General features: G+C 68.8%; 16 protein-coding genes. 10 read left to right on the forward strand and 6 right to left on the reverse strand.

Annotation, left to right across the window (positions count from 1 at the left end; all coding sequences use genetic code 11):
- Nucleotides 1–3: 3 nt before the first annotated feature.
- Nucleotides 4–873, reverse strand: coding sequence for an ion transporter (locus tag J2Y70_RS05520; RefSeq protein WP_309914331.1), 870 nt, complete (start codon nucleotides 871–873; stop codon nucleotides 4–6).
- Nucleotides 874–1,094: 221 nt separating this feature from the next.
- Here J2Y70_RS05520 and J2Y70_RS05525 point away from each other — a divergent pair, with 221 nt between their 5' ends.
- Nucleotides 1,095–2,327, forward strand: a complete 1,233-nt coding sequence (locus J2Y70_RS05525; protein ID WP_309914334.1) for an acetylornithine transaminase — start codon at nucleotides 1,095–1,097, stop codon at nucleotides 2,325–2,327.
- Nucleotides 2,328–2,807: 480 nt separating this feature from the next.
- On the opposite strand, the gene J2Y70_RS05530 is transcribed toward J2Y70_RS05525, so the two are convergent.
- Nucleotides 2,808–3,434 carry an HAD-IA family hydrolase gene (locus J2Y70_RS05530; protein WP_309914335.1) on the reverse strand — a complete coding sequence of 209 codons (627 nt, stop codon included), beginning with the start codon at nucleotides 3,432–3,434 and terminating at the stop codon, nucleotides 2,808–2,810.
- A 280-nt stretch (nucleotides 3,435–3,714) separates the two neighbouring features.
- On the opposite strand from J2Y70_RS05530, the gene J2Y70_RS05535 reads away from it, so the two are divergent.
- From J2Y70_RS05535 to azu, 6 genes are all read left to right on the forward strand, one after another.
- On the forward strand, nucleotides 3,715–6,402 hold the full coding sequence (locus J2Y70_RS05535) for a TonB-dependent receptor (RefSeq protein WP_309914338.1): 2,688 nt from the start codon (nucleotides 3,715–3,717) through the stop codon (nucleotides 6,400–6,402).
- A 213-nt stretch (nucleotides 6,403–6,615) separates the two neighbouring features.
- Entirely contained in the window at nucleotides 6,616–8,190 is a 1,575-nt protein-coding gene (locus J2Y70_RS05540; RefSeq protein ID WP_309914341.1) for an NAD(P)/FAD-dependent oxidoreductase, read from the forward strand.
- Nucleotides 8,187–8,615: a cytochrome c gene (locus tag J2Y70_RS05545; protein ID WP_263395618.1), complete on the forward strand. Its 429-nt coding sequence runs from the start codon at nucleotides 8,187–8,189 to the stop codon at nucleotides 8,613–8,615. Before J2Y70_RS05540 ends, J2Y70_RS05545 begins: the two co-directional genes overlap by 4 nt.
- A gap of 44 nt (nucleotides 8,616–8,659) precedes the next feature.
- On the forward strand, nucleotides 8,660–9,169 hold the full coding sequence (locus tag J2Y70_RS05550; RefSeq protein WP_263395617.1) for a RidA family protein: 510 nt from the start codon (nucleotides 8,660–8,662) through the stop codon (nucleotides 9,167–9,169).
- Nucleotides 9,170–9,343: 174 nt separating this feature from the next.
- The gene (locus tag J2Y70_RS05555; protein WP_309914347.1) at nucleotides 9,344–10,534 is read left to right on the forward strand and encodes a pyridoxal phosphate-dependent aminotransferase; all 1,191 of its coding nucleotides are present in this window, start codon (nucleotides 9,344–9,346) and stop codon (nucleotides 10,532–10,534) included.
- Between the two features lie 284 nt (nucleotides 10,535–10,818).
- Nucleotides 10,819–11,259 (forward strand): azurin, encoded by a 441-nt coding sequence (azu, locus tag J2Y70_RS05560; RefSeq protein WP_286038028.1) that lies wholly within the window; start codon nucleotides 10,819–10,821, stop codon nucleotides 11,257–11,259.
- Between the two features lie 202 nt (nucleotides 11,260–11,461).
- On the opposite strand, the gene J2Y70_RS05565 is transcribed toward azu, so the two are convergent.
- Together J2Y70_RS05565 and hemL are read right to left on the reverse strand one after the other, a co-directional pair.
- Nucleotides 11,462–14,236 (reverse strand): LuxR C-terminal-related transcriptional regulator, encoded by a 2,775-nt coding sequence (locus J2Y70_RS05565; protein WP_309914350.1) that lies wholly within the window; start codon nucleotides 14,234–14,236, stop codon nucleotides 11,462–11,464.
- A 221-nt stretch (nucleotides 14,237–14,457) separates the two neighbouring features.
- A complete protein-coding gene (hemL, locus tag J2Y70_RS05570; RefSeq protein ID WP_309914352.1) occupies nucleotides 14,458–15,750 on the reverse strand; it encodes a glutamate-1-semialdehyde 2,1-aminomutase in 1,293 nt (430 codons plus the stop codon).
- Between the two features lie 314 nt (nucleotides 15,751–16,064).
- Between hemL and J2Y70_RS05575 the strand changes: the two genes are divergently transcribed.
- On the forward strand, nucleotides 16,065–19,232 hold the full coding sequence (locus J2Y70_RS05575) for a TonB-dependent receptor (RefSeq protein ID WP_309914355.1): 3,168 nt from the start codon (nucleotides 16,065–16,067) through the stop codon (nucleotides 19,230–19,232).
- A 102-nt stretch (nucleotides 19,233–19,334) separates the two neighbouring features.
- Nucleotides 19,335–20,576, forward strand: coding sequence for a dipeptidase (locus J2Y70_RS05580; protein WP_309914357.1), 1,242 nt, complete (start codon nucleotides 19,335–19,337; stop codon nucleotides 20,574–20,576).
- 132 nt (nucleotides 20,577–20,708) lie between these two features.
- Here J2Y70_RS05580 and thiE read toward each other — a convergent pair whose 3' ends face one another.
- On the reverse strand, nucleotides 20,709–21,341 hold the full coding sequence (gene thiE, locus J2Y70_RS05585) for a thiamine phosphate synthase (protein WP_309914361.1): 633 nt from the start codon (nucleotides 21,339–21,341) through the stop codon (nucleotides 20,709–20,711).
- Nucleotides 21,342–21,416: 75 nt separating this feature from the next.
- On the opposite strand from thiE, the gene J2Y70_RS05590 reads away from it, so the two are divergent.
- Complete coding sequence (locus tag J2Y70_RS05590; RefSeq protein ID WP_309914364.1) at nucleotides 21,417–21,608, forward strand: rubredoxin; 192 nt, start codon at nucleotides 21,417–21,419, stop codon at nucleotides 21,606–21,608.
- Nucleotides 21,609–21,821: 213 nt separating this feature from the next.
- Here J2Y70_RS05590 and J2Y70_RS05595 read toward each other — a convergent pair whose 3' ends face one another.
- Entirely contained in the window at nucleotides 21,822–22,667 is an 846-nt protein-coding gene (locus tag J2Y70_RS05595; protein WP_263395609.1) for a SirB1 family protein, read from the reverse strand.
- Nucleotides 22,668–22,683 lie beyond the last annotated feature (16 nt).

Raw genomic sequence — 22,683 nt, forward strand, 5'->3', positions numbered from 1 at the left:
TCCTCAGGCCGCGGCGTCGGGCAGCGATTGGCCGCAGTTGCGGCAATAGCCGGCGCTGCGGTCGTGGCCTTGCAGGCCGCAGTGCGCGCAGCTGCGCTGGTCCGGCGCGCGATTGCGGTCGGCGTCGCGCAGGCTGTTGGCGAGCTCGGCGGTGTAGATGCCGGTGGGCACGGCGATGATGCTGTAGCCGATCAGGATCAGCACCGAGGTGATCGCGCGGCCCAGCGGCGTGAGCGGGGCGATGTCGCCGAAGCCGACGGTGGCCATCGTCACCACCGCCCAGTACATCGCAGTGGGGATGCTGGTGAAGCCGTTGGCCGGCCCTTCCACCACGTACATCAGCGCACCGAAGATCACCACCAGGGTGATCACGGCGAACAGGAACACGAACACCTTGCGCCGGCTGCGCCATAGCGCGTCGACCAGCAGGCTGCTTTCCTCGACGTAGCGGGTCAGCTTGAGGATGCGGAACAGCCGCAGCACCCGCAGCACGCGCACCACCAGCAGGGTCTGCGCGCCAGGCAGCAGGAACGAGACGTAGGTGGGCAGGGTCGACAGCAGATCGATCACGCCCCAGAAGCTCAGCGCATAGCGCAGCGGCCGCTTCACCGTGGCCAGGCGCAGCACGTATTCGGCGGTGAACAGTGCGGTGAAGCCCCATTCCAGCACGTACATGGGGCGGGCGTAGCGCGCGTGCAGCGCCGGGACGCTGTCGGCCATGATCACCGCGACGCTGGCCACGATCGCCGCGACCAGCAGCAGGTCGAAGTTGCGCGAGGGCCGGGTGTCGTGCCGATAGATGATGTCGAACCAGCGTCGCCGCCAGCCGTGCTCGCTCGCCGGGGCGAGCTGGGGATCGGTGAACAGTCGCATGCCCTCATGCTAACCGACCCCGCATCGCAATCGCGGCGCCGGGCGGGCCGGAAGGCGCCGCGCCGGTCGAGTTTTCGTGGTGGCGTGCGAACCGGCTCGCGCTCCGCCGCGATGGGTGCCGGGCTGCGGCCCAGCCCGGGCGGGCGGGCCGCAGCTGGTGATCCCGGCAGGCGCCGCCGGCGGTCTTATAATCGAACGCTTTCCCGCAGGATGTTCCTTCGATGACCGTTTCCTCCGCCGCGGACCTGATCGCTCTTGGCCAGCACTACTATCTGCCGATCTACCGCCCGCGCCAGCTGGTGCTGGAGCGTGGCCAGGGCGCCAAGGTGTGGGACAGCGAAGGCCGCGACTACATCGACCTGTCCGCCGGCATCGCGGTGTGCGGGCTCGGCCACAACGATCCGGACCTGACCGCGGCGCTGCTCGAGCAGGCCGGCAAGCTGTGGCACACCAGCAACGTGTTCTACAGCGAGCCGCCGCTGCGCCTGGCCGAGGAACTGGTCGCCGCCTCGCGCTTCGCGCGCAAGGTGTTCCTGTGCAACTCCGGCAGCGAGGCCAACGAGGCGGCGATCAAGCTGGTGCGCAAGTGGGCGGCCAGCCAGGGCCGCGCGCCGGACCGGCGGGTCATCGTCACGTTCCGCGGCAGCTTCCACGGCCGCACCCTGGCCGCGGTCACCGCCACCGCGCAGCCGAAGTACCAGGAAGGCTACGAGCCGCTGCCGGGCGGTTTCCGCTACGTGGATTTCAACGACATCGTGCAGCTGGAAACGGCGATGGCCGCCGGCGACGTGGCCGCGGTGATGATCGAGCCGGTGCAGGGCGAGGGCGGGGTGATGCCGGCCGCGCCGGGTTTCCTGGCGCAGGTGCGCGCGCTGTGCGACCACCACGGTGCGCTGCTGCTGCTGGACGAGATCCAGTGCGGCATGGGCCGCACCGGCACCTTGTTCGCGCACTGGCAGGACGACGTGACGCCGGACATCGTGACGCTGGCCAAGGCGCTGGGCGGCGGTTTCCCGATCGGTGCGCTGCTGGCCGGGCCGAAGGTCGCCGAGACCATGCAGTTCGGTGCGCACGGCAGCACCTTCGGCGGCAATCCGCTGGCGGCTGCGGTGGCGCGGGTGGCGCTGCGCAAGCTGGCGTCGGCGCCGATCGCGGCGAATGTGTCGCGGCAGGCGGCGGCGCTGCGGCAGGGGTTGGCTGCGCTCAACGAGGAGTTCAAGCTGTTTTCGCAGGTGCGCGGGCGTGGCTTGATGCTGGGCGCGGTGTTGAATCAGGCGCATGCGGGGCAGGCCGGGGCGATTCTCGATCACGCTGCGGCGCATGGGTTGTTGACGTTGCAGGCGGGGCCGGATGTGTTGCGCTTCGTGCCTTCGTTGAACATCACCGATCAGGAGATGGCCGAGGGGTTGATGCGGTTGCGGGTGGCGTTGCAGGCTTATGTCGGCAAGCGTTGAGTCGATCGGTTGGTTCTGGATTTTGATGCCGTAACGGCAAAGCAAAGGCAGAGCTTTCGCGCGTTGCGCGAGTCACTTTTCTTTGCTTGTGCAAAGAAAAGTAACCAAAAGAAAGCACACCCCGACGCGCGCCCTCCGCTGCGCTCCGGGTGCGCGAGGTGGACAGGAATTTTCCGATGGCACATCCATGTGCCAGCGGAAAACGCCACGCATCCTGCGTGGCGCCCCCTGCGGGGGTTGTACCTGTCCACCTCGCCGCGCTCTAGGGGGCCCCGAACGGCAAGATCAAAATCCTGAGCAACAGCAACAGCAACAGCAATAGCAATAGCAACAGCAATAGCAACAGCAATAGCAACAGCAATAGCAACAGCAACAGCAACAGCAACAGCAACAGCAATAGCAACGGCAGCCGCAGTTCGCTGCAATAGACGCGATAGCAAAGCGACAGCGACGGCGAATTTGCCGGTTGCTCGCGGTATGTCAGGGCAAGCCGTGCCGCGCCAGTGCGCGGCGCAGGGCGCGGGCGCCGCTGGCGGTTTCTGCGGCCATGCCGGTCGCGCGTGCGCCGCGCACGTTGACGAACAGGTCGTCGATGAACAGTGCGTGCCGCGCTGCGATGCCGAAGTGGGCTAGCGCGCGCCGGTAGACCTCGGCCTGCGGCTTGCGTGCGCCGAGTGCGCCGCTGCACAGCACGCGCCCCTGCAGCAATGGGAACAGCGCCGGCACGATCCGTGGGATCGCCTGCGCCATCAGCGCGCCGTTGTTGGTCAGCACGCCGATGTCGATCCTGTCGGCCAGCGCCAGCACGCGTTCGATCACGCCAGGGTCGCCGCGGCTGCCGGCCACGCGCGCGGCGATCCAGTCGGCCTCGCTCACGTGCGCGCCCAGGCCCGCGCCGAGCCGTTGCAGATAATCGGGCGTGGTGATGTCGCCGCCGTCGTAGGCGGTTTCCAACCCGGAGGCGAACAGCACCTGCCGCACCCGCGCCGGATCGCAGCCGCTGTGGTCGGCCAGATGCGCGATGCGCGCCGCGCGCGCGTAGCCCGCCAGTACGCCGTCGAAATCGAGCAGCAGCAGCTGCGGGCGCGGCTGGATCAGCACGGCCATGGCGCGTGGCGCGAGAACGAGCGGCGGAGCTGAAGCATGTGCGGGGTCCGTAGCGGCAGCGGCCGAGATTAACGCAGTACCCGCGGCGACGGATGCCGCTACCCGCGTCGTGGCCCTGGCCGGCGCTTGCCCACCCGGGCGCTGCGCACCTACCCGTCGGATGCGGCCGCCCGGCGCTGCGCGCTGGCTATGGTCCCTGCACGCCGCGATCGCGGCCGTCGCCGGTCCGGGGGCCGGTGCGCATCCACGCCACATCCACGTCATCACGGGGGTCTTGGACATGAGCAAGCGTTTGCAATCCGATCGTCTGGCGGAATCGGTGGGCAGGGGACTGTGCAATGCGCGTCACGGCCGCGGGCTGGCCACACTGACGCTGCTGCTGGCCGGCGCGCCGGCGCTGGCGGAGGAGCCGGGCGGCGAGGCCAAGACGCTGGACGCGATCACGGTGATCTCGACCGGCACGCGCAAGACCAACATGGCGGTGACCGACAGCCCGGCGCCGATCCAACTGGTGAGTGCGGAGATGCTCAAGCAGTCGGCCGCGCCGGACCTGATCAACGCCATCGCCAACCAGGTGCCGTCCTACAACGCCAACCAGACCGGCAGCGACATGGCCAGCCAGACGCTCACCGCCAGCCTGCGCAACCTGTCGCCCAACCACACGCTGGTGCTGGTCAACGGCAAGCGCCGCCACATCACGTCCAACGTCAACGTCACCACCGGCGCGGCCTCGGCCGATCTGTCGTTCATCCCGGCCGCGGCGATCGACCATGTCGAGGTGCTGACCGACGGCGCCGCCGCGCTGTACGGCTCGGATGCGATCGCCGGGGTGATCAACATCATCCTCAAGAAGAACCACGAGGGTGGCGAGGTGGATGCCGGCTACGCCGGCTACAAGGATGGCGGCGGCGGCACCGATACGTGGGGCGCCAACATCGGTTTCGGCAACGACGATGCGTATTTCAGCCTCAGCGCCGAGGTCGAGAACCGCAAGACCGTGTACCGGCTGGGTTCGTACAGCTACGCCGACTGCGTGGCCAACTACGCCGACTGCTCGGCGGTGAATCCGGACATGGCCGAGTTCCTGGCCGACGACGTCCAGGGCATGACCCTCAACGGGCGCTTCCCCAACGTCAACGCCTGGCTCAATCCGCCGGAAGTGCACCGCAAGACGCTGTTCTTCAACTCCGGCGCGGTGCTGAGCGACGCCCTCGAGTTCTATGCCTTCGGCAGCTTCGGCAAGAAGACCGCGCAGTCGGAGGAGAACTACCGCCGTCCGAGCCAGGACGGCGGCTACGTCGATCCGGCGAGCGGCGAGGTCTCGCACAAGTATCCGCTGGGCTTCAATCCGTCCGAAGCCTCCGACGAAGTCGACTACGACCTGAGCGCCGGGTTGAAGGGCGTGCTGGCCGGCTGGTCGTGGGATTTCTCCAGCAGCTACGGCAAGAACAAGATGGACGTGTACACGCTGAATTCGATGAACTTCAGCCTGTGGCAGGAGTTCGGCGCCTCGCCCGAGGACTTCTACGACGGCACGTTCTGGGCCAGCCAGTGGACCACCAACCTCAATGCCACGCACGACTTCGACGTGGGGCTGTCGCAGCCGCTCACGTTCAATGCCGGCGTCGAGTACCGGCGCGACCAGTACGGCATCGATCCGGGCGATCCGACCTCGTACTACGGTGCCGGCGCGTCCTCGTTCCCCGGCTACAACCCCTTGTTCAACACCGGTTCCTACAGCCGCCACAGCTACGCCGCGTACGCCGACGTGGTGTTCAACCCGACCGAGAGATGGCTGGTCGACGTGGCCGGGCGCTACGAGGACTACAGCGACTTCGGCAGCAAGGCGGTGGGCAAGCTGACCACGCGTTTCGACCTCAGCGACACCTTCGCGGTGCGCGCCACCGCCAGCACCGGCTTCCGCGCGCCGACCCTGCAGGAAGGCTACTACTCGGCGGTGCAGGTCGGCCCGACCAGCGCCACCCCGACGCTGCAGCCCAACAGTGCGGCCGCGGCGGCGTTGGGCTTCGGCAGCCTGAAGCCGGAGACCAGCACCAACTACAGCCTCGGTCTCGTGTTCCGGCCGATGCCCAACTTCGACAGCACGCTCGACTTCTACCGCATCACCATCTCCGACCGCATCGGCGTCGGCACCTTCGAGTATTCCAAGGCCGGCCAGCCGGGCGACACCAACGGCGACGGCACCCCCGACGACGCCTACAACGCCGCGCTGGGCCAGGCGCTGGTCGACTTCGGCTACCTCGGCGGTATCGACCCGGCGGCGCCGGGCGGTTCGCTCGACGCCACCGCACGCCAGAACATCTCGGTGGCGATCTTCAACAATGCGCTCAAGACCCGCAGCACCGGCGTGGACTGGGTGACCAACTACATCGCCGAGTTCGACTGGGGCTCGATCGACTGGGTACTAGCCGCCAACTACAACAAGACCGAGGTGCTCAGCGCCAAGCCAGCGCCCGAGGTGCTCGGCGGCGCCACGATGTACAGCGCCGCGACCCTGACCAACCTGGAGAACAACGCGCCGAAGTACCGGGTCAACCTGGGCGCCACGTTCAATGTGGGCAAGTTCAGCCTGCGCGTGACCGAGGCGATCTATGGCCCGCAGTACCAGCTGATCGCGCCGTACGACGAGTGGAACGGCGACATCTTCCCCGACAGCGTGCTGAGCCAGCTCGACGTGGTCGACGTCAACGGCGCGCCGTACTACAAGCACAAGATCGGCACGATGGCGCTGACCAACGTCGAATTGACGTTCCGGCCCAACGAGCAGCTGACCGTCAGCGTCGGCGGCGACAACGTGTTCAACAAATACCCCGACAAGGTCCCGGCAGCGGCATACGGCTACCTCGAGAAGAACTACCTCAGCTACTACAACTCGCCGTACCTGACCGGCAGCCCGATCGGCTACTTCGGCGCGCGCTACTACGCCAAGCTGACCTACCGCTTCTGAGCGGTTCGAGCCCCTCTCCCCCGGGAGAGGGGTTGGGGTGAGGGTACGTCCGCCAGCGGAGTGCTCGCCCGCGTAGTGGCGCGCCGTCCGCGTTCCTACCCGCTCCATCGCGACCTACCCGCCGCACGCGGCCTGCGCCGCCGTCGCGGCGGCTATGGTCGATCCGCACTCCGTGAGGCGATGTCGACGATGCAAGCAACCACCAGGGGCGCCATGACCCGCCGCCAATTGCTCGCCAGGATCGGCCTGGCCGGCGGCGGCGCGATGATGTACCAGGCGATGCACAGCCTGGGCCTGGCCGCCGAATCGCGCTTCGGCGGCGTGCCGCGGCTGGACGGCGATGCCAAGGGCGCGTCGGTGCTGGTGCTCGGCGCCGGCCTGGCTGGGCTGACCGCGGCCTACGAACTGCGCAAGGCCGGCTATCGCGTGCAGGTGCTCGAGTACAACGCGCGTCCCGGCGGTCGCAACTGGACGCTGCGCGGCGGCGATCGCTACACCGAGTTGGGCGGCTTCGAGCAGCAGTGCGGGTTCGACGAGGGCATGTACCTCAATCCCGGCCCGTGGCGCATCCCGCACCATCACAAGGCGGTGTTGTCCTACTGCAAGCAGTTCGGGGTGGCGCTGGAACCGTTCGTGCAGGTCAACTTCAACGCGTTGCTGCACAGCCGCGCCGGATTCGGCGGCAAGCCGCAGCGCTTCCGCGACATCGACGCCGACTACAAGGGGCACGTGGCCGAACTGCTGGCCAAGAGCACCCGGCAGGGCGCGCTGGATGCGCAGGTGCAGCGCGAGGACCGGGAGATCCTGCTCGAGTCGCTGCGCAACTGGGGCGCGCTGGACAAGGACTTCGGCTACGTCAGGGGCCGCGAGAGCAGCGAGCGCCGCGGCTTCGCCCGATATCCCGGCGGCGGGCTGTCCGGCAAACCGGAATTTTCCGAACCGTTCACCGCCCAGGACATCCTGCGCTCGCGGCTGTGGACCACGCTGGCGGCGGGCAACAACTACGAGATGCAGACCGCGATGTTCCAGCCGGTCGGCGGCATGGATCAGATCGGCAAGGCGTTCGCGCGCGAGCTCGGCGACGCGATCCGCTACAACGCGCGGGTCACCCGCATCGACCAGGACGCGCACGGGGTCAGCGTCGCCTACCAGGACGGCAACGGCGCCGAGCAGCTGGCGAAAGCCGATTGGTGCGTGTGCACGATCCCGCTGTCGATCCTCAGCCGCATTCCGCTGGCGGTGGGCGAGAAGATGGCCGCGGCGATCGGCCAGGTGCCGTACGCGGCGTCGGTGAAGGTGGGGCTGCAGTTCAAGCGCCGCTTTTGGGAAGAGGACGAGGCGATCTACGGCGGCATCAGCTACACCGACCTGCCGATCACCCTGATCAGCTATCCGAGCACCGGCTTCCAGAGCGCCGGCAAGGGCGTGCTGCTCGGCGCCTACGTGTGGGGACTGGAGGCGTTCGAGTTCACCTCGATGACCCCGCAGCAACGCGTAGCCAAGGCGGTGGAGTACGGCACGCAACTGCATCCGCAGTATCCGCGCGAATTCGACAACGGCATCGCCGTGGGCTGGCACCGGGTGCCGTTCACCCACGGCTGCTTCGGCATGTGGAGCGACGCGGCGCGCGCCGAGCACTACGAGAACCTGTGCCAGATCGATGGCCGGATCGCCCTCGCCGGTGAACACGCCTCGTACATTCCGGCCTGGCAGGAAGGAGCCATCACCTCGGCGCTGGATGCGATCGAGCGCCTGCATCGCCGTGCCGTCAACGGAGCCCACGCATGAAGCTCGACCGTCACTGGATGCTCGCTGCGGCGGTCGCCGCCGGGGTGCTGGCGCTGATGCTGCCGCCGGCGATCGGCCCGGTCGCGGCGCAGAGTTCCGACGCCACCCCGCTGTATCCGCAGGCCACCTTCGCCACCGCCTCCGGCGCCACCGTGTACGCGGCGATCTGCCAGGGCTGCCACATGCCGGGCGGACAGGGCGCGCGCGGCGGCGGCGAATATCCGGCGCTGGCCGGCAACCCCAAGGTGGCCGCGGCGCCATATGTGGCGATGATGGTGCTCGACGGCCGCGGCGGCATGCCCGGTTTCGGTGGCATGCTCAACGACCGGCAGGTCGCCGAGGTCGTGCACTACGTGCGCAGCGAGTTCGGCAACGATTATCCGGGCAAGCTCAGCGCCGACGAGGTGCGCACCTTGCGGCACTGAGCCGTCACCGCTCCATTCCCTTTTTCGATCGCGAGGAATTCCGCATGCGCCGTTCGTCCGTTTCCCGCTCGCTCCGTGCCGGCCTGTGCGCCGCGCTGTGGCTGCCCGCCCTGGCCGGCGCCGCCGAGATCGTGCGCCACAAGATCCCCAACAGCGACTTCCCGATTTCCGCGGCGGTGGAGATTCCGGCCGGCAAGACCACGGTCTATCTGAGCGGCGCGGTGCCGCGGCCGATCGACCCCGCCGCGCCGAAAGATTCGCCCGCCGCCTACGGCGACACCAAGGCGCAGACCATCAGCGTGCTGTCGCAGATCAAGACGCAGTTGGAAGGCATGGGCCTGGGCATGCGCGACGTGGTCAAGATGCAGGCGTTCCTGGTCGGCGATCCGGCGCTGGACGGGAAGATGGATTTCGCCGGTTTCATGGAGGGCTACCGGCAGTTCTTCGGCACTCCCGAGCAGCCCAACCTGCCGTCGCGCTCGGCGTTCCAGATCGCCGCGCTGGGCAATCCGCTGTACCGCATCGAGATCGAAGTCGTCGCGGTGCGTCCGTAGCGCCTGTCGGGCAATGCGGCCGGCCGCGTGGCCGTGTCCGGTGCTCGTGCGGTCGTGCGTGGCCACGCCGATCTGGCTGAGCAACTGGGTGGACAGCATCGGTTCGCCGTCCAGGCCGGCTTGTCCAAATCGCGTTGGCATCCCCTTTTCCGCCATGTTTTCGAGGAATCCGCCATGCAACGACCGTCGCGTTCGCGCCGCACGTTTCTCAAGGAATCGGCGCTCGTCGCCGCGGCCGGCTTCGGCGCGCCGTGGCTGGCGCAGGCCGCGCCCGGCGCGGCGCAGGCGGCCGGCGCCGAGCTGGCGCCGGTGCTGATCAACGCCAACGAATATCCCGGCGGGCCGTCGCCGGCCGCGCAGCGCGCGATCGCCGCGATCGCGTCCAGCGGCGGACGCTACCTGGGCGAGCTGCAACTGGAATTGCTGCAGACCCTCGCCGACCAGCTCGGCGTCGGCATCGATCACCTGATGGCCTATGCCGGCTCCACCGAGCCGCTGGACTACGCCATGCTGGCGTTCACCTCGCCCAGCGCGTCGCTGGTCACCGCCGACCCTACCTTCGAATCCGGCTGGCGCGCCGCTGCGCGCAACGGCGCCAAGGTGATCAAGGTGCCGCTGCGCAAGGACGACGCGCACGACGTGCAGGCGATGTGCGCCGCCGACGCCAACGCCGGGGTGATCTACATCTGCAACCCGAACAATCCCACCGGTTCGGTGACGGCGCGCAAGGACCTGGACTACGCGCTGGCGCACAAGCCCAAGGGCAGCGTGCTGGTGGTGGACGAGGCGTACCTGCATTTCTCCGACAGCGCCAGCAGCATGGTCGATCGCGTCGCCACCGGCGACGATGTGATCGTGCTGCGCACCTTCTCCAAGCTCTACGGCATGGCCGGGATCCGCCTGGGCTATGCGGTGGCGCGGCCGGACTTGCTGGCCAAGCTGAAGTTCTACAGCGTCAACAGCCTGCCGGTGACCGCGGTCGCCGCCGGCCTGGCCAGCCTGCGCGATCCGGCGCTGGTGCCGCAGCGGCGTGCGCTCAACAGCGCCATCCGCAACGACGTGGTGCGCTGGCTCGGCGCGCAGGGCCATGCGTGTACCGCCTCGGAAAGCAACTGCTTCATGGTCGACGTGAAACGCCCGGCGAAGGAGTTCATGGATGCGATGGCGACCCATGGCGTGTTCGTCGGCCGCAGCTGGGCGTTGTGGCCGAACCGCTCGCGCATCACCATCGGCACCGCGCCGGAGATGGCGCGGTTCAAGCACGCGTTCGCGCAGGTGGCGGCCGGCAAGCGCGGGCCGTTGCCGGTGCCGGCGCCGAGGATGGCGCTGTACGATCCATTGCACGCATTCTTCCGCAGCGCTTAAAACGTGTCCTGCATTCGGGCGGACCCCATCCACGTGACCGCTCCTGCGCGGGATTGCGCGCTGCGCGCGTGCTCCGTATGCGCGAGCGCGGCGGGATCCGCCTAGGAAAGGACGACACTGCCCGCTGCGCCGATGCTGCAGTGCACGAGCGATCGTCGTTGACAAACATTTGTGCAAAGGCAGACAGTCTTGGCGACGTCGCTGCACGCGCGTCGCATCGGTGGCGAGGTTGCTCGCGCTTGCCGTTCCCACTGTCCAAGGAGTCCGTCTTGAAAGCGAAGTTCCTGTCTCCCCTGTTGGTCCTTGCCGCGCTCGCGTTCGCGCCGGCGGCCTGGGCCAAGACCTGCGCGGTGACCATCACCGGCACCGACCAGATGTCCTTCGACCAGACCCAGATCAAGGTCGCCGCCGACTGCACCGAAGTGGCGTTGACGCTCAAGCACAGCGGCAAGCTCGCCGCCGCGGTGATGGGCCACAACTGGGTGCTGACCAAGACCGCGGACTTCCAGGCGGTGGCCAATGCCGGCACCAGCTCCAGCCTGGCCGACAACTACCTGCCCAAGGGCGATGCGCGGATCATCGCGCATACCAAGGTGATCGGCGCCGGGCAGTCGGACACGGTCAAGTTCTCCACCGCCAAGTTGAGCAAGGGCGGCGACTACACGTTCTTCTGCTCGTTCCCCGGGCACTGGGCGATGATGAAGGGCAAGTTCGTGTTCGGCTGAGCGGCCGCAGTTGCGCTGCAGGTTGCGATCAGCGATCTGCAGCGCCTTTCGAACATGATGGCGGCGCAGGCTTCGGCCTGCGTCAGCGCCGACTCAACCTGTGGGAGCGACTTCAGTCGCGACGGGCTTTCCCGGTAACGCCTGTCGCGACTGAAGTCGCTCCCACAAAATAGCGACCACTCTCGCGATTGCGAGATCGCGCTCAGTCCAGCGCGGCATCCGGCGGTGCCATGCGCTGCAGCAGGCCGCGTTGCAGCGCGCTGGCCAGCGCGGCTTCGCGGGTGCCGGCTTCCAGCTTGCGGTACAGGTTCTTCAGGTGGAACTTGACCGTGTTCTCCGACAACGCCAGGCGTCGCGCGATCTGCTTGTTCGCGGCGCCCTGCGCCAGCAGCGCCAGCACTTCCAGTTCGCGTTCGCTGAACAGCTCGGCAGCGCTGTCCTGGCCGTGGCGCAGCTTGTCGAGCAGGGTCTGGATGGTCATGGCCAGGGTCGTGTTCGGCGCCGCTTGCGGATCCTGCTGGCGTGCCATGCGCAGCAGCGCCTTGCCCGGCACGCCCAGTTCCAGCAGGCATTGCCAGGCCTGGGTGCTGGCGACGTGCTGCAGCGTGTGGCGCAGGTAGGGCAGGGCCGCGGCGGACTCGCCGCGGTCGTGGAGTACCAGCGCGATGCGCGCACGCGCGCGCGCCAGATGCACGCGGTTGTCGGCGGCCACGCATGCCGCCTCCACGCCCTGCAGCACCGCCAGCGCGGCGCGGGTGCGGCCGCCCAGACGATGCCAGCGGGCCAGGGCGAAGCCGAGCGCGGCCAGGAAACGCCAATCCTGCGGCTGGCTCAGCGCGTGCGCGAAACGCGCCTCGCCGCCGGCGCGCGCGACCAGCACGTCGATCGCCGCCGAGGGCGGCTGGTCGAGCAGCACGTGCAGCCGCCAGGCCAGCGCCAGGTCGGCGAGCCGGCCCAGGTGCCGCGCATGCGCGATACGGTCGATGTGGTCGAGCAGGTCCAGCGCGGCGCGGCCGCTGCGGTCGTGCTGCCGCGCCAGCACCAGCGCGGTCTCGTAGCCGGCGGCGTACACGTCCAGCCAGCCGTCGTGCTGCTCGAGGAAGCCCAGCGCCGGTTGCAGGCAGTCGGCGGCGTCGTCGTAACGGCCGTGCTCGCATTGCAGTTGCGCCAGCAGGCATTGGCCCACCGCCTGCAGGGTGGGGTCGAGCTGTTGCTGGCGCTGGGCGATGGCCAGCGCCTGGCGGCAGATGGCCTCGGCCCGCTCCAGTTGGCCGCGGTAGTAGTGGCTCTGCGCCAGATGGATCAGCGCATAGCTGGCGCCGACCTCGCTGCCGCTGGCCTGCATCGCGGTGCCGGCCAGCTGCGCATAGCGTTCGGCGGCGGCGAAATCGGCGCGGCCCAGCGCGGTGGTGGCGCAGATGCACCACAGGGTGCCGCGGCCCAGATGGTCGTCCTCGTCCAGCGCCGCCGCCTGCGCGGCGATCTGCGCCTGTCCGCGCGGGTTGGCGCAGACCTGGTCGAGCAGATCGCGCAGCAGCGCCACCACCACCGTGTAGTCGCGCTCGAACGGCGCGCGCACCGGCTCGGGAAAATCGCGGAAGCGTTCCAGCAGGGTCTGCGCATGCGCGAATTCGCCCAGCTTCATGTGCAGGTAGGCCTGGGTCAGGTTCAGCGCCGGCCGTTCGCCGATGCTGCTGCGCGGGAACCGGCGCAGCAGCGCGCGCACCGACGCGGTGCCGTGGCGCAGCAGCAGCTGCCAGGTGCCGGCGCGGGCGATGCAGTCGGCGGCGCTGTCGATCGCACCGCCGCGCACCGCATGCCGTACCGCTTCGGGCAACTGTCCGTGCGCATCGAACCAGCGTGCGGCGCGCCGGTGCAGCTGCGGCGCCAGTCCCGGCGTGTCGCGCTCCAACTGCTGATACAGGTAATCGGCGAACAGCGGATGGAAGCGGAACCATTCGTGCTCGCCGTCCAGCGCCACCAGCAGGCCCTGGAAGTGCGCCAGCCGCTCCAGCAGGCGGCCGCTGTCGTCGCGCTCGCGCACCGCGTCGGCGAGCACGGCGTTGAACCGTTCCAGCGGCGAGAGTTGCAGCAGGAACGCGCGCAACGCCGGGTCCAGGTCGTTGAGCACCTGTTCGGCCAGATAGGCCGCCAGCTCGGCGGTGCGCCCGGAGAAGCGGCCGAGGTCGTCGCGGCGTTGTTCGTCGCCGCCCAGCCATAGCCCGGCCAGTTGCAGCGCGACCGCCCAGCCTTCGGTCTGCCGACGCAACTGGCGGGCGGTCGCGGCCGGCACGTGCGGTCCCAGCAGCGCCAATGTCTCGGCTTCGTCCAGCGCCAGTTCGCGCGCACCGATGCGTTCCAATTGGCCCTGCAGTGCCCAGCGCGCCAGCGGCAGCGCCGGCGCGCGCCGCGTCGCCAGCAGCAGGTGCAACTGGCCGCCGGCATGTTCGACCAGCCGTGTCACCGCGTCGTCGAGCGCGGCGGCATGGCCGCGGTCGTAGTCGTCGAGGATGACCAGCAGGCGGCGCGGCGCGGCGCGGATCGCGCGGATCAGGCCGGGCAGGGTGGCGGCCACGTCCAGGTCCTGGCCCTGCTGCTGCAGCGCGGCCTGCAGCGGCGCGCCCAGTTCGACGCCGGCGCCGCGCGCGGCCAGCGCCAGGTAGGCGAGGAAGCGTCCGGGATCGGCATCGTCCTCGTCCAGCGACAGCCAGGCCACTGCGGCGTCGCCGCGTTCGCGCAGGCGCTGGTGCCATTGCCCGAGCAAGGTGGTCTTGCCGAAGCCGGGCGGCGCCAGCAGCAGGGTCAGCGGCAGTTCGGCGGCGCGGTCCAGGCGCTGCAGCAACGCTTCGCGCGCCACCGCCGCCACGCGCGAGCGCGGCGGCGCCAGTTTGTCGGCCAGCACCCAGTCGGGCACGGCAGGGCTGTCGTGCCCGGCTGGCGAGGAACGCGGATTCAACAGCGTGACAGGCTTGAGCATGTCGCCAGGAAGTGTCTGCAGCTGTCGCCCTTGCGCCCTCTGGCGGTTCGGGTGACGGTACGGAACCGGACACGTGCCGGCCTGCCGCGCAGAGCGCGGAAAGCTCGCGTGCCGCGTGATTCCACGGGCCCCCGCCCTGACGCCGTCCGTTGGCCTTGAATGTCGAACTTATGACACGGCCGCGACAAAAGCAAAGTCGCGACCGGGTGCTCGGTTTTCGCTCAGCCGGCGGCGGCCACGGCGAATGCCTCGCGCGCCGCGGCCAACGTCGCTTCGATCACGGCCTCGTCGTGGGCGCTGGACAGGAAGCCGGCCTCGTACGCCGACGGCGCCAGGAACACGCCGCGCGCGAGCATGGCGTGGAAGAAGCGGTTGAATGCGGCGGTGTCGCAGGCGGTGGCCTGGGCGTAGGTCTCCACCTTCTCGGTCGTGAAGAACAGGCCGAACATCGCCCCGACCTGGTTGGTGGTGACCGCCACGCCGGCGGCCGCGGCGGCCTGCTCCAGCCCGGCGCACAGCGCGGCGGTGGCCGCGTCCAAGCGTTGGTGGAAGCCCGGCGCCTGCACCAGTTCCAGCATCGCCAGGCCGGCGGCCATCGCCACCGGGTTGCCGCTGAGCGTGCCGGCCTGGTAGATCGGCCCGGAAGGGGCGATCTGCCGCATCAGGTCGGCGCGGCCGCCGTAGGCGCCGACCGGCATGCCGCCGCCGATGATCTTGCCGAAGGTGGTCAGGTCCGGGACCACGCCGTAGTGCGCCTGCGCGCCGCCCAGCGCCACCCGGAAACCGGTCATCACCTCGTCGAAGATCAGCAGCGCACCGTGGCGCGTGCACAGGTCGCGCAGGTGCTGCAGGTAGCCTGCGCGCGGCGGGATGCAGTTGGCGTTGCCGACCACCGGCTCGATGATCACCGCGGCGATCTCGCCGCCGATCTCGTCGAACAGTGCGGTGGCACCCTCGACGTCGTTGTAGCTCAGCGTGGCGGTCAGCTCGCTCAGGCCCGCTGGTACGCCCGGCGAGGTCGGCACGCCTAGGGTCAGCATGCCGCTGCCGGCCTTGACCAGGAACGAGTCGCCGTGGCCGTGGTAGCAGCCCTCGAACTTGACGATGCGGCTGCGTCCGGTGGCGCCGCGCGCCAGGCGCACCGCCGACAGCGTGGCCTCGGTGCCGGAGTTGACCATGCGCACCATCTCGCACGAGGGCACCAGCCGGGTGATGGTTTCGGCCATCGTCACCTCGGCCGCGCAGGGCGCGCCGAACGACAGGCCGTCGCCGATCGCGCGCTGCACCGCCTCGCGCACCGCCGGGTGGTTGTGCCCGGCGATCATCGGGCCCCACGAGCCGACGTAGTCGATGTAGCGGTTGCCGTCCACGTCGTACAGGTAGGGGCCGTCGGCACGCTGCACGAAGAACGGTTCGCCGCCCACCGACTTGAAGGCGCGGACCGGCGAATTGACGCCGCCGGGGATCAGCGACTGCGCCTGGCTGAAGAGGGCGTGCGAGCGGGAATGGTTCATGGGCGAAAAATCCTTGGCGATGCTGGCCTAGCCGAGTGGGCCGGGCGCGGAGCGATGCCGCCTATTGTCGCGGCTCCCGCCTGCACGTGCCATGTCGCCTACCCGCCGGCTGCGCACCTACCCGTCGCGGGTGGGTCCGCGACGTGATGGGCTGCCTAGTATCGAAGCGGCCAGGGGACGCACGACCCGATCGCCAATCGGCATCGGCCATGCATCGGGCAGGTTTTTTCCAGAGTGCCCGGACGGATCGCCGCCCGGCGTCGCGCTGGGTCTCGTTGGGCCGTCAACGACTTTCACATCTTTGGGGAGAGAGCATGAATCGATTGATCCGCAAGAGCGCCTTGGCGCTCGCGCTGACCGCCGCCGTCGGCGGCGCCTTTGCACAGTCCACCACCGGCAGCATTGCCGGCAGCGTCGCCGAAGGCGCCAACCAGACCGTGCTGGTGGAGAACAACAGCGGGTTCAGTCGCGAGGTGCCGGTGGACGCGCGTGGCCGCTATCAGGCCGGCAACCTGCCGCTGGGCACCTACAAGGTGACGGTCAAACGCGACGGTGCGGTGGTGCAGACCCGCGAGAACGTCAGCATCACTGTCGGCGCGAGCACCGATGTGTCGTTCTCTGCGGCCGGTGTGCAGACCCTGGAAGGCGTGACCGTGAACGCGTCGGGGTTGTCGCCCATCGACGTGAGCAGCGTGGACACGCGCACCGTGATCACCGCCGAGCAACTGCAGCAGCTGCCGTTGGGACGCACCGCCGAAGCCATCGCGCTGTTGGCGCCTGGCGTGGTCGTCAACAGCGGCGGCTTCGACAACGGCCCGCTCGGCGGCTCGCTGCCCAGCTTCGGCGGATCGGCGGCCAGCGAGAACGCCTATTATCTCAACGGCTTCAACACCACCACCGCCAGCAACAGCCTGGGCGGGCTGACCCTGCCGTATGGCGCCATCGATCAGCAGGAAATCTTCACCGGCGGCTACGGCGCGCAGTACGGCCGCTCCAACGGCGGGGTGATCAACCAGATCGGCAAGCGCGGCAGCAACGAATGGAAGTTCGGCGCGGCGGTGATCTGGGAGCCGAACGGCCTCAAGGCCAATCAGCGCGATCTGTACTGGCGCCCCGACAGCCAGGGCAGCAGCGTGAACAACGCCGCCTACCGGTACGCACGCTCGGCCAACGGCCTGTACCAGCCGCAGAGCGAGGCCGAAGCCAGCCAGGCCACGTACAGCGCCTACATCGGCGGCCCCATCGTCCAGGACAAGCTGTTCTTCTTCCTGGCCGCGGAGAAGGTGGATTCCGACGGCGTACGCACGGTCTCCAATCGCGATTCGGACAACGGCCGCACCGGCGGCCTGACCGACTACGACTACGAACAGAAGCGCTGGTACGCCAAGCTGGACTGGTACATCACCGACAACCACCTGCTGGAGGTGACCGGCGCCAGCGACGAAGCCGAAACCCAAGGTTCCATCTACCGCTACGACTACGTCAATCGCGAGCGCGGCAGCTACCTCACCGACGAGTCCACGTGGAAGACCGGGCCGACGCTGTTCTCCGGAAAATACACCGGCTACTTCGGCGACAACATCACCCTGACCGCGCTGTACGGCAAGATGAAGACCCCGGACGAGCTGATCCCCTACAACTACGACGCCGGCAACGGGCCGGTGATCATCAGCGCGGCGCTGCAGAACCCTGCCTACGTCGGCGGCGCGCCGATCGTCGGCCGGCAGCTGGTCACCTCGGTGAGTTCGCCGGACCGCGAATACGAGAAGGACAACCAGCGGCTGAACCTGGAATGGCGCGTGGGCAAGCACACGCTCAACTTCGGCATCGACAACCAGAAGTCCAAGGGCACGGACGTGGGGTCAATCCTGTCAGGCCCCGGCTATTCGTGGACGTACGGCCAGACCAGCGATCCGCTCGGCCTGCAGACCGGCGGTCTGGTGAGCCAGTCGGCGAACGAGGCCGGCGGCGTCGGCGCGCCGAGTCCGGGCCTGGTGGATCCGGTCTACGGCGCGCAGGGCTATTACGTCATCCGTACCGTCAACACCAGCCTCTATTCCTACGAAGCCAAGCAGCGCGCGTACTACATCGAAGACAAATGGCAGGTCACCGACAACCTGCTGCTCAGCCTCGGGCTGCGCAAGGACGAGTTCACCAACTACACCCCGTTCGGCGCCGCCTACATCGATGTCGACGACGCCTGGGCGCCGCGGCTGGGTTTCAGCTGGGACGTCAACGGCGATTCCAGCCTGAAGGTGTTCGGCAGCGTCGGCCGCTACTATCTGGGCCTGCCTTTGTCGCCGGTCGGGTTGTTCACGCCGGCGATCAACACCGACACCTACTTCACCTACAGCGGCGTTAATGCCGATGGCACGCCGGTCCTCGCCCAGCAGCTGGGCTCTGCGGTGTCGGCCAACTCGCGCTTCGGCCGCGTCGCCGACGTGCGCACGGCGGTGGCCAAGGACATCGAGGGCGAGAACCAGGACGAGATCATCCTGGGCTTCACCAAGCAGTTGGAGAGCGGCTGGGTGTTCGGGTTCCGCGGCACCCATCGCCGCCTGAACGCCGGCATCGACGACCAGAACTACGACGTCTCCAACACCGCGCTGATCGAGGCCGCCGCCGCGCAGGGCGTCACCATCGACTGGTCGAAAGTCTCCGGCGCGGCGCTGATCAATCCCGGGCAGACCAACACCTGGGGCGTGATCGGCACCGACGGGCAGTTCCATGAGGTGTCGGTGAGCCGCCAGGCGGCGGGTTTCCCGGAGTTCAAGCGCAACTACTCGGCGCTTGAATTCAATCTGGAGCGTCCGTTCGACGGCAAGTGGTATGCGAAGGCCAACTACGTGTGGTCGCACAGCTACGGCACCACCGAAGGCCAGGTGCGCTCGGACCTGTGGCGCACCGGCGGCGCGCTGGGCAGCTACCAGGGCCAGGCCTCGGTCTCCACCACGCAGAGCTGGGACCATGCGGCGTTGATGGAGCACTTCAACGGCGATCAATCCAACGATCACCGCCATCAGCTGAAGCTGCTGGGTTTCTACCAGTTCACGCCGCAGTGGGGCGCATCGGCCAATTTCAGCCTGGTCTCGGGCGCGCCGCGCAACTGCCTGGGCAACTACTACGGCGACAACTACCCCGGCAGGGACCCGGCCGGATATGGCGGCAGCGCGATCACCGGTGGTCCTTACCACTTCTGCTACAACGCCGAAACCGGCACCGGCGAACCGTCGCCTCCGGGCTCGCAGGGGCGCCTGGGCTGGATCGCCCAGCTCGACCTGGGCGTGACCTACAAGCCTGCGTTCGCCAGCGGCAAGCTGGCGTTGCGATTGGACGTGTTCAACGTGACCAACGAGCAGACCGCGACCAACATCTATCCGTTCTCGCAGCTTCCCGACAACAGCACGAACCCGCTGTGGGACCAGGTGGTGGCGTATCAAGCGCCGCGCTCGGGCCGGGTCACGCTCAGCTACGACTTCTGATCCACGCACCGGCCCGCCGCGCGGCGGGCCGGACCCTTTTCCCCCTGGCGAAGGCACCGGCGCGGACCGCCGATGCCCGCGCTGCGTACGAACGGATACCCGATGCCCAAACTCCGTCCTTTGCTGTTGCTGTTGTGCCTGGCCTGCTGCTGCGGCGACCTGCCGGCCGCCGACGGGCTGTCGCGCGCGCGTGCGCTGCATGCGCGCTTCCCGGTACTGGACACGCACCTGGATACGCCGGCCAATCTCGCGCGCCCCGGCTGGAACATCCTCGACCACCACCACTACGACGAAGACGGCACCCAGGTCGACTATCCGCGCATGCTCGAAGGCGGCCTGGACGGCGGCTTCTGGGTGATCTACACCGCGCAGGGCGAACGCAGCGATGCGGGCAACCGCCAGGCGCGCGACTTCGGCCTGCAGCGCCTGGCGCAGATCCGCGAGATGGTCGCCGCCCACCCGGACAAATTCGAACTGGCCACCGCGCCCGGGGATGCGGCCAGGATCAAGGCCGCCGGCAGGCGCTCGGTCTACATCAGTATCGAGAACGCCTCGCCGCTGGCCGCCGATCCAACGCTGCTGAGCGCCTACTACCGGCTCGGCGTGCGCATGCTCGGGCTGGTGCATACCAGCAACAACGACTTCGCCGATTCCTCTACCGACAGCAAGGGGCCGCAGTGGCACGGGCTCAGCCCGAAGGGCAGGGCGCTGGTGGCGCAGGCCAACCGCCTGGGCATCGTGCTCGACCAGTCGCACGCCTCCGACGCGGTGTTCGACCAGCTGCTGGAACTGTCCACCGCCCCCATCATCCTGTCGCACACCGCGTCAGGCGAGCTCAATGCGCATCCGCGCAACATCGACGACGCACGCATCCGCAAGCTGGCCGCCAAGGGCGGCGTGATCCAGGTCAATTCGCTGTCCGGCTACCTGATCCCGGGCAACCGCGATCCGGCCTATGGCGAGGAACTGCGCGCGCTGTTCGCCGGCTACGGCGGGCGCCAGGCGATCAAGCCCGCGCAGTACCGCGAGGTGATGGCCAAGCGCAAGGCGCTGGACGCCAAGTACGGCGTCGCGCGCGCCACCTTCGACGACTACATGAAGCACATCCTGCACATCCTCGAGGTCGCCGGTCCCGACCATGTCGGCCTGGGCGCGGACTGGGACGGCGGCGGCGGCGTGGCCGGGCTGGAGGACGTCTCGCAACTGCCGCGCATCACCGAGCGCCTGCTGCAGGCCGGCTACAGCGAACGGCAGATCGCCAACATCTGGGGCGGCAACCTGCTGCGGCTGCTCGAGCGGGTGCAGGCGCAGGCCGACCCGGCCGCGATCGCCGAACTGAAGTGAACCGGCAGGGCCGCCGGCGCAGCGGGCGCGGATCCGGCGCGAGGAGTGCGCCCACCGTGCGTGGCAGATGCGCGCCCGGACCGATGGCATGAGGTCGCCGCGCCTTCAGGCACCGCCCTCCGTGGACACCGGCTAGCGCAGGTCCGCAAAGCACGCGCGATACGCCCGCAGCGCGGCGAGCGGGTCGGGCGCCGAACAGACGCCGCTGATGACCGCGAGCAGGTCGGCGCCGGCGGCGATCGCCGGGCCGCAGTTGTCCGGGGTCAAGCCGCCGATGGCCACGCGCGGCACGCCCAGGTCCGCGGCGGCGGTCAGCAGCGCCGGCGTGGCCCGCGCGGTGGTGGCCTTGCTGAGGCTGGGGAAGAACGCGCCGAAGGCGACATAGCTGGCGCCGGCGGCGACCGCGGCCCGGGCCAGCGCCAGGTCCGCGTAGCACGATGCGCCGATCAGCGCATCGCGGCCCAGCCGCGCGCGCGCAGCGGCCAGGTCGCCGTCGTCCTGGCCCAGGTGCACGCCGGCCGCGCCCACCGCCAGCGCCAGGTCGACGTCGTCGTTGACGATCAGCGGCACCCCGGCCTGCGCGCACAACGCCTGCAGCGCCGTCGCCTGGGCCAGGCGCTGCGCCGCGTCGGCACGCTTGTTGCGGTACTGCAGCCAGGTCGGGCCGTGGCCGAGCAGCGGCGCCACGCGCGCCAGCAGGCGTTCGCCGTCGGCGTCGTCGGGCGTGATCAGGTAGATGCCACGGGGCGGCGGTGATGCATTCATGGAGGAGCCTTCCGGTGCGCAGGCGAGGGTGGGACAATGCCGCTCCGCCCCAGCCTGCAGATCCGCGATTATCCGATGAGCGACGTCACTGCCACCACCTACCGCGCCTGGATGTGCGTCGTCTGCGGCTTCATCTACAAGGAAATCGACGGCTTGCCGGAAGAAGGCATCGCCCCCGGCACCCGCTGGGAAGACGTGCCCGATACCTGGACCTGCCCGGATTGCGGCGTGACCAAGGACGATTTCGAGATGGTGGAGATGGATTGAAGGCCGGGATTGGGGAGTCGGGATTGGGGATTCGCAAAAGCCGGTTCGGCGATGGCTGCAGATTCGCCGCATCCTGTGGGATGCGGTTCAACTCCGACCTGATTCATTGGCATGCGCCGGAGCTAAAGCCACTCCTACAGGCGAAGCAAATCGCCGGGTAACCGCTGAGGCCGCTTTAGCGAATCCCCAATCCCGACTCCCCAATCCCAGCCCTCAATGCATCCGCTGCGCCCGCGCGCTCAGTTCCACCAGGCGTTCGCGGATCGGCAGCGCGTCGTTGGCTTCCGGGTTCAGTTGCAGGTAGCGGCCCAGGTCGCGGCGCGCGCCGGGGACGTAGTCCATCTGCAGGTAGGCCAGGCCGCGGTCGCGCAGGGCTTCGGGCTGGTCGGGCATCAGCTTGAGCACGCGGTCGGCGCTGCGCGCGGCGCGGTCCCATTCGTCGCGTTCGGCGTAGACGCCGTGCAGGTTGCGCAGCACCCGGGTCAGGATCGCGCGGTGCGGTGCCGGGTCGAGGATCTGCAGCAGCGCGCGGTCGTCCGGGGTCTCGCCGCCCAGGTGCGGACGGGCGCGTTCGCGCAGTTCCTCCACCGCCAGCGGGCGGCCGCCGTTGAACGGATCCATCACCAGCAGGCCGTCGTCCACCGGCAGGCGCACCAGGAAGTGCCCGGGGAAGGACACGCCGTCGAGCGGGATGTCCAGCCGCCGCGCCACTTCCATCTGCACCAGCGCCAGCGAGATCGGATTGCCCAGGCGGCGCTCGAACACCTGGTTCATGTAGCTGTTGCGCGGGTCGTAGTACTCGTCGTGGTTGCCGCTGTAGCCGAGTTCTTCGAACAGGTGGCGATTGATCGCGGCCATCTTCAGCGGCCACGGTTCGATCATCGCCACCTCGTGGCGCAGGTGCTCGGCGTGGTTCTGCGCCAGGGTGTCGTAGTGCTCGGCATCCAGCTCCGGATACTCGTCGCGGGCGATCAGCAGCGCGGTGGCCATCAGTGGCAGCGCGTCGTCGTCCAGCGCGGCCAGGGTATTCCAGCTCGGCAATGTCAGTCGGTCCACCATGGACCAAGACTGGCCG

Origin of the sequence: Xanthomonas sp. 1678, assembly GCF_031455575.1 — a bacterium.
Classification (GTDB): domain Bacteria; phylum Pseudomonadota; class Gammaproteobacteria; order Xanthomonadales; family Xanthomonadaceae; genus Xanthomonas_A.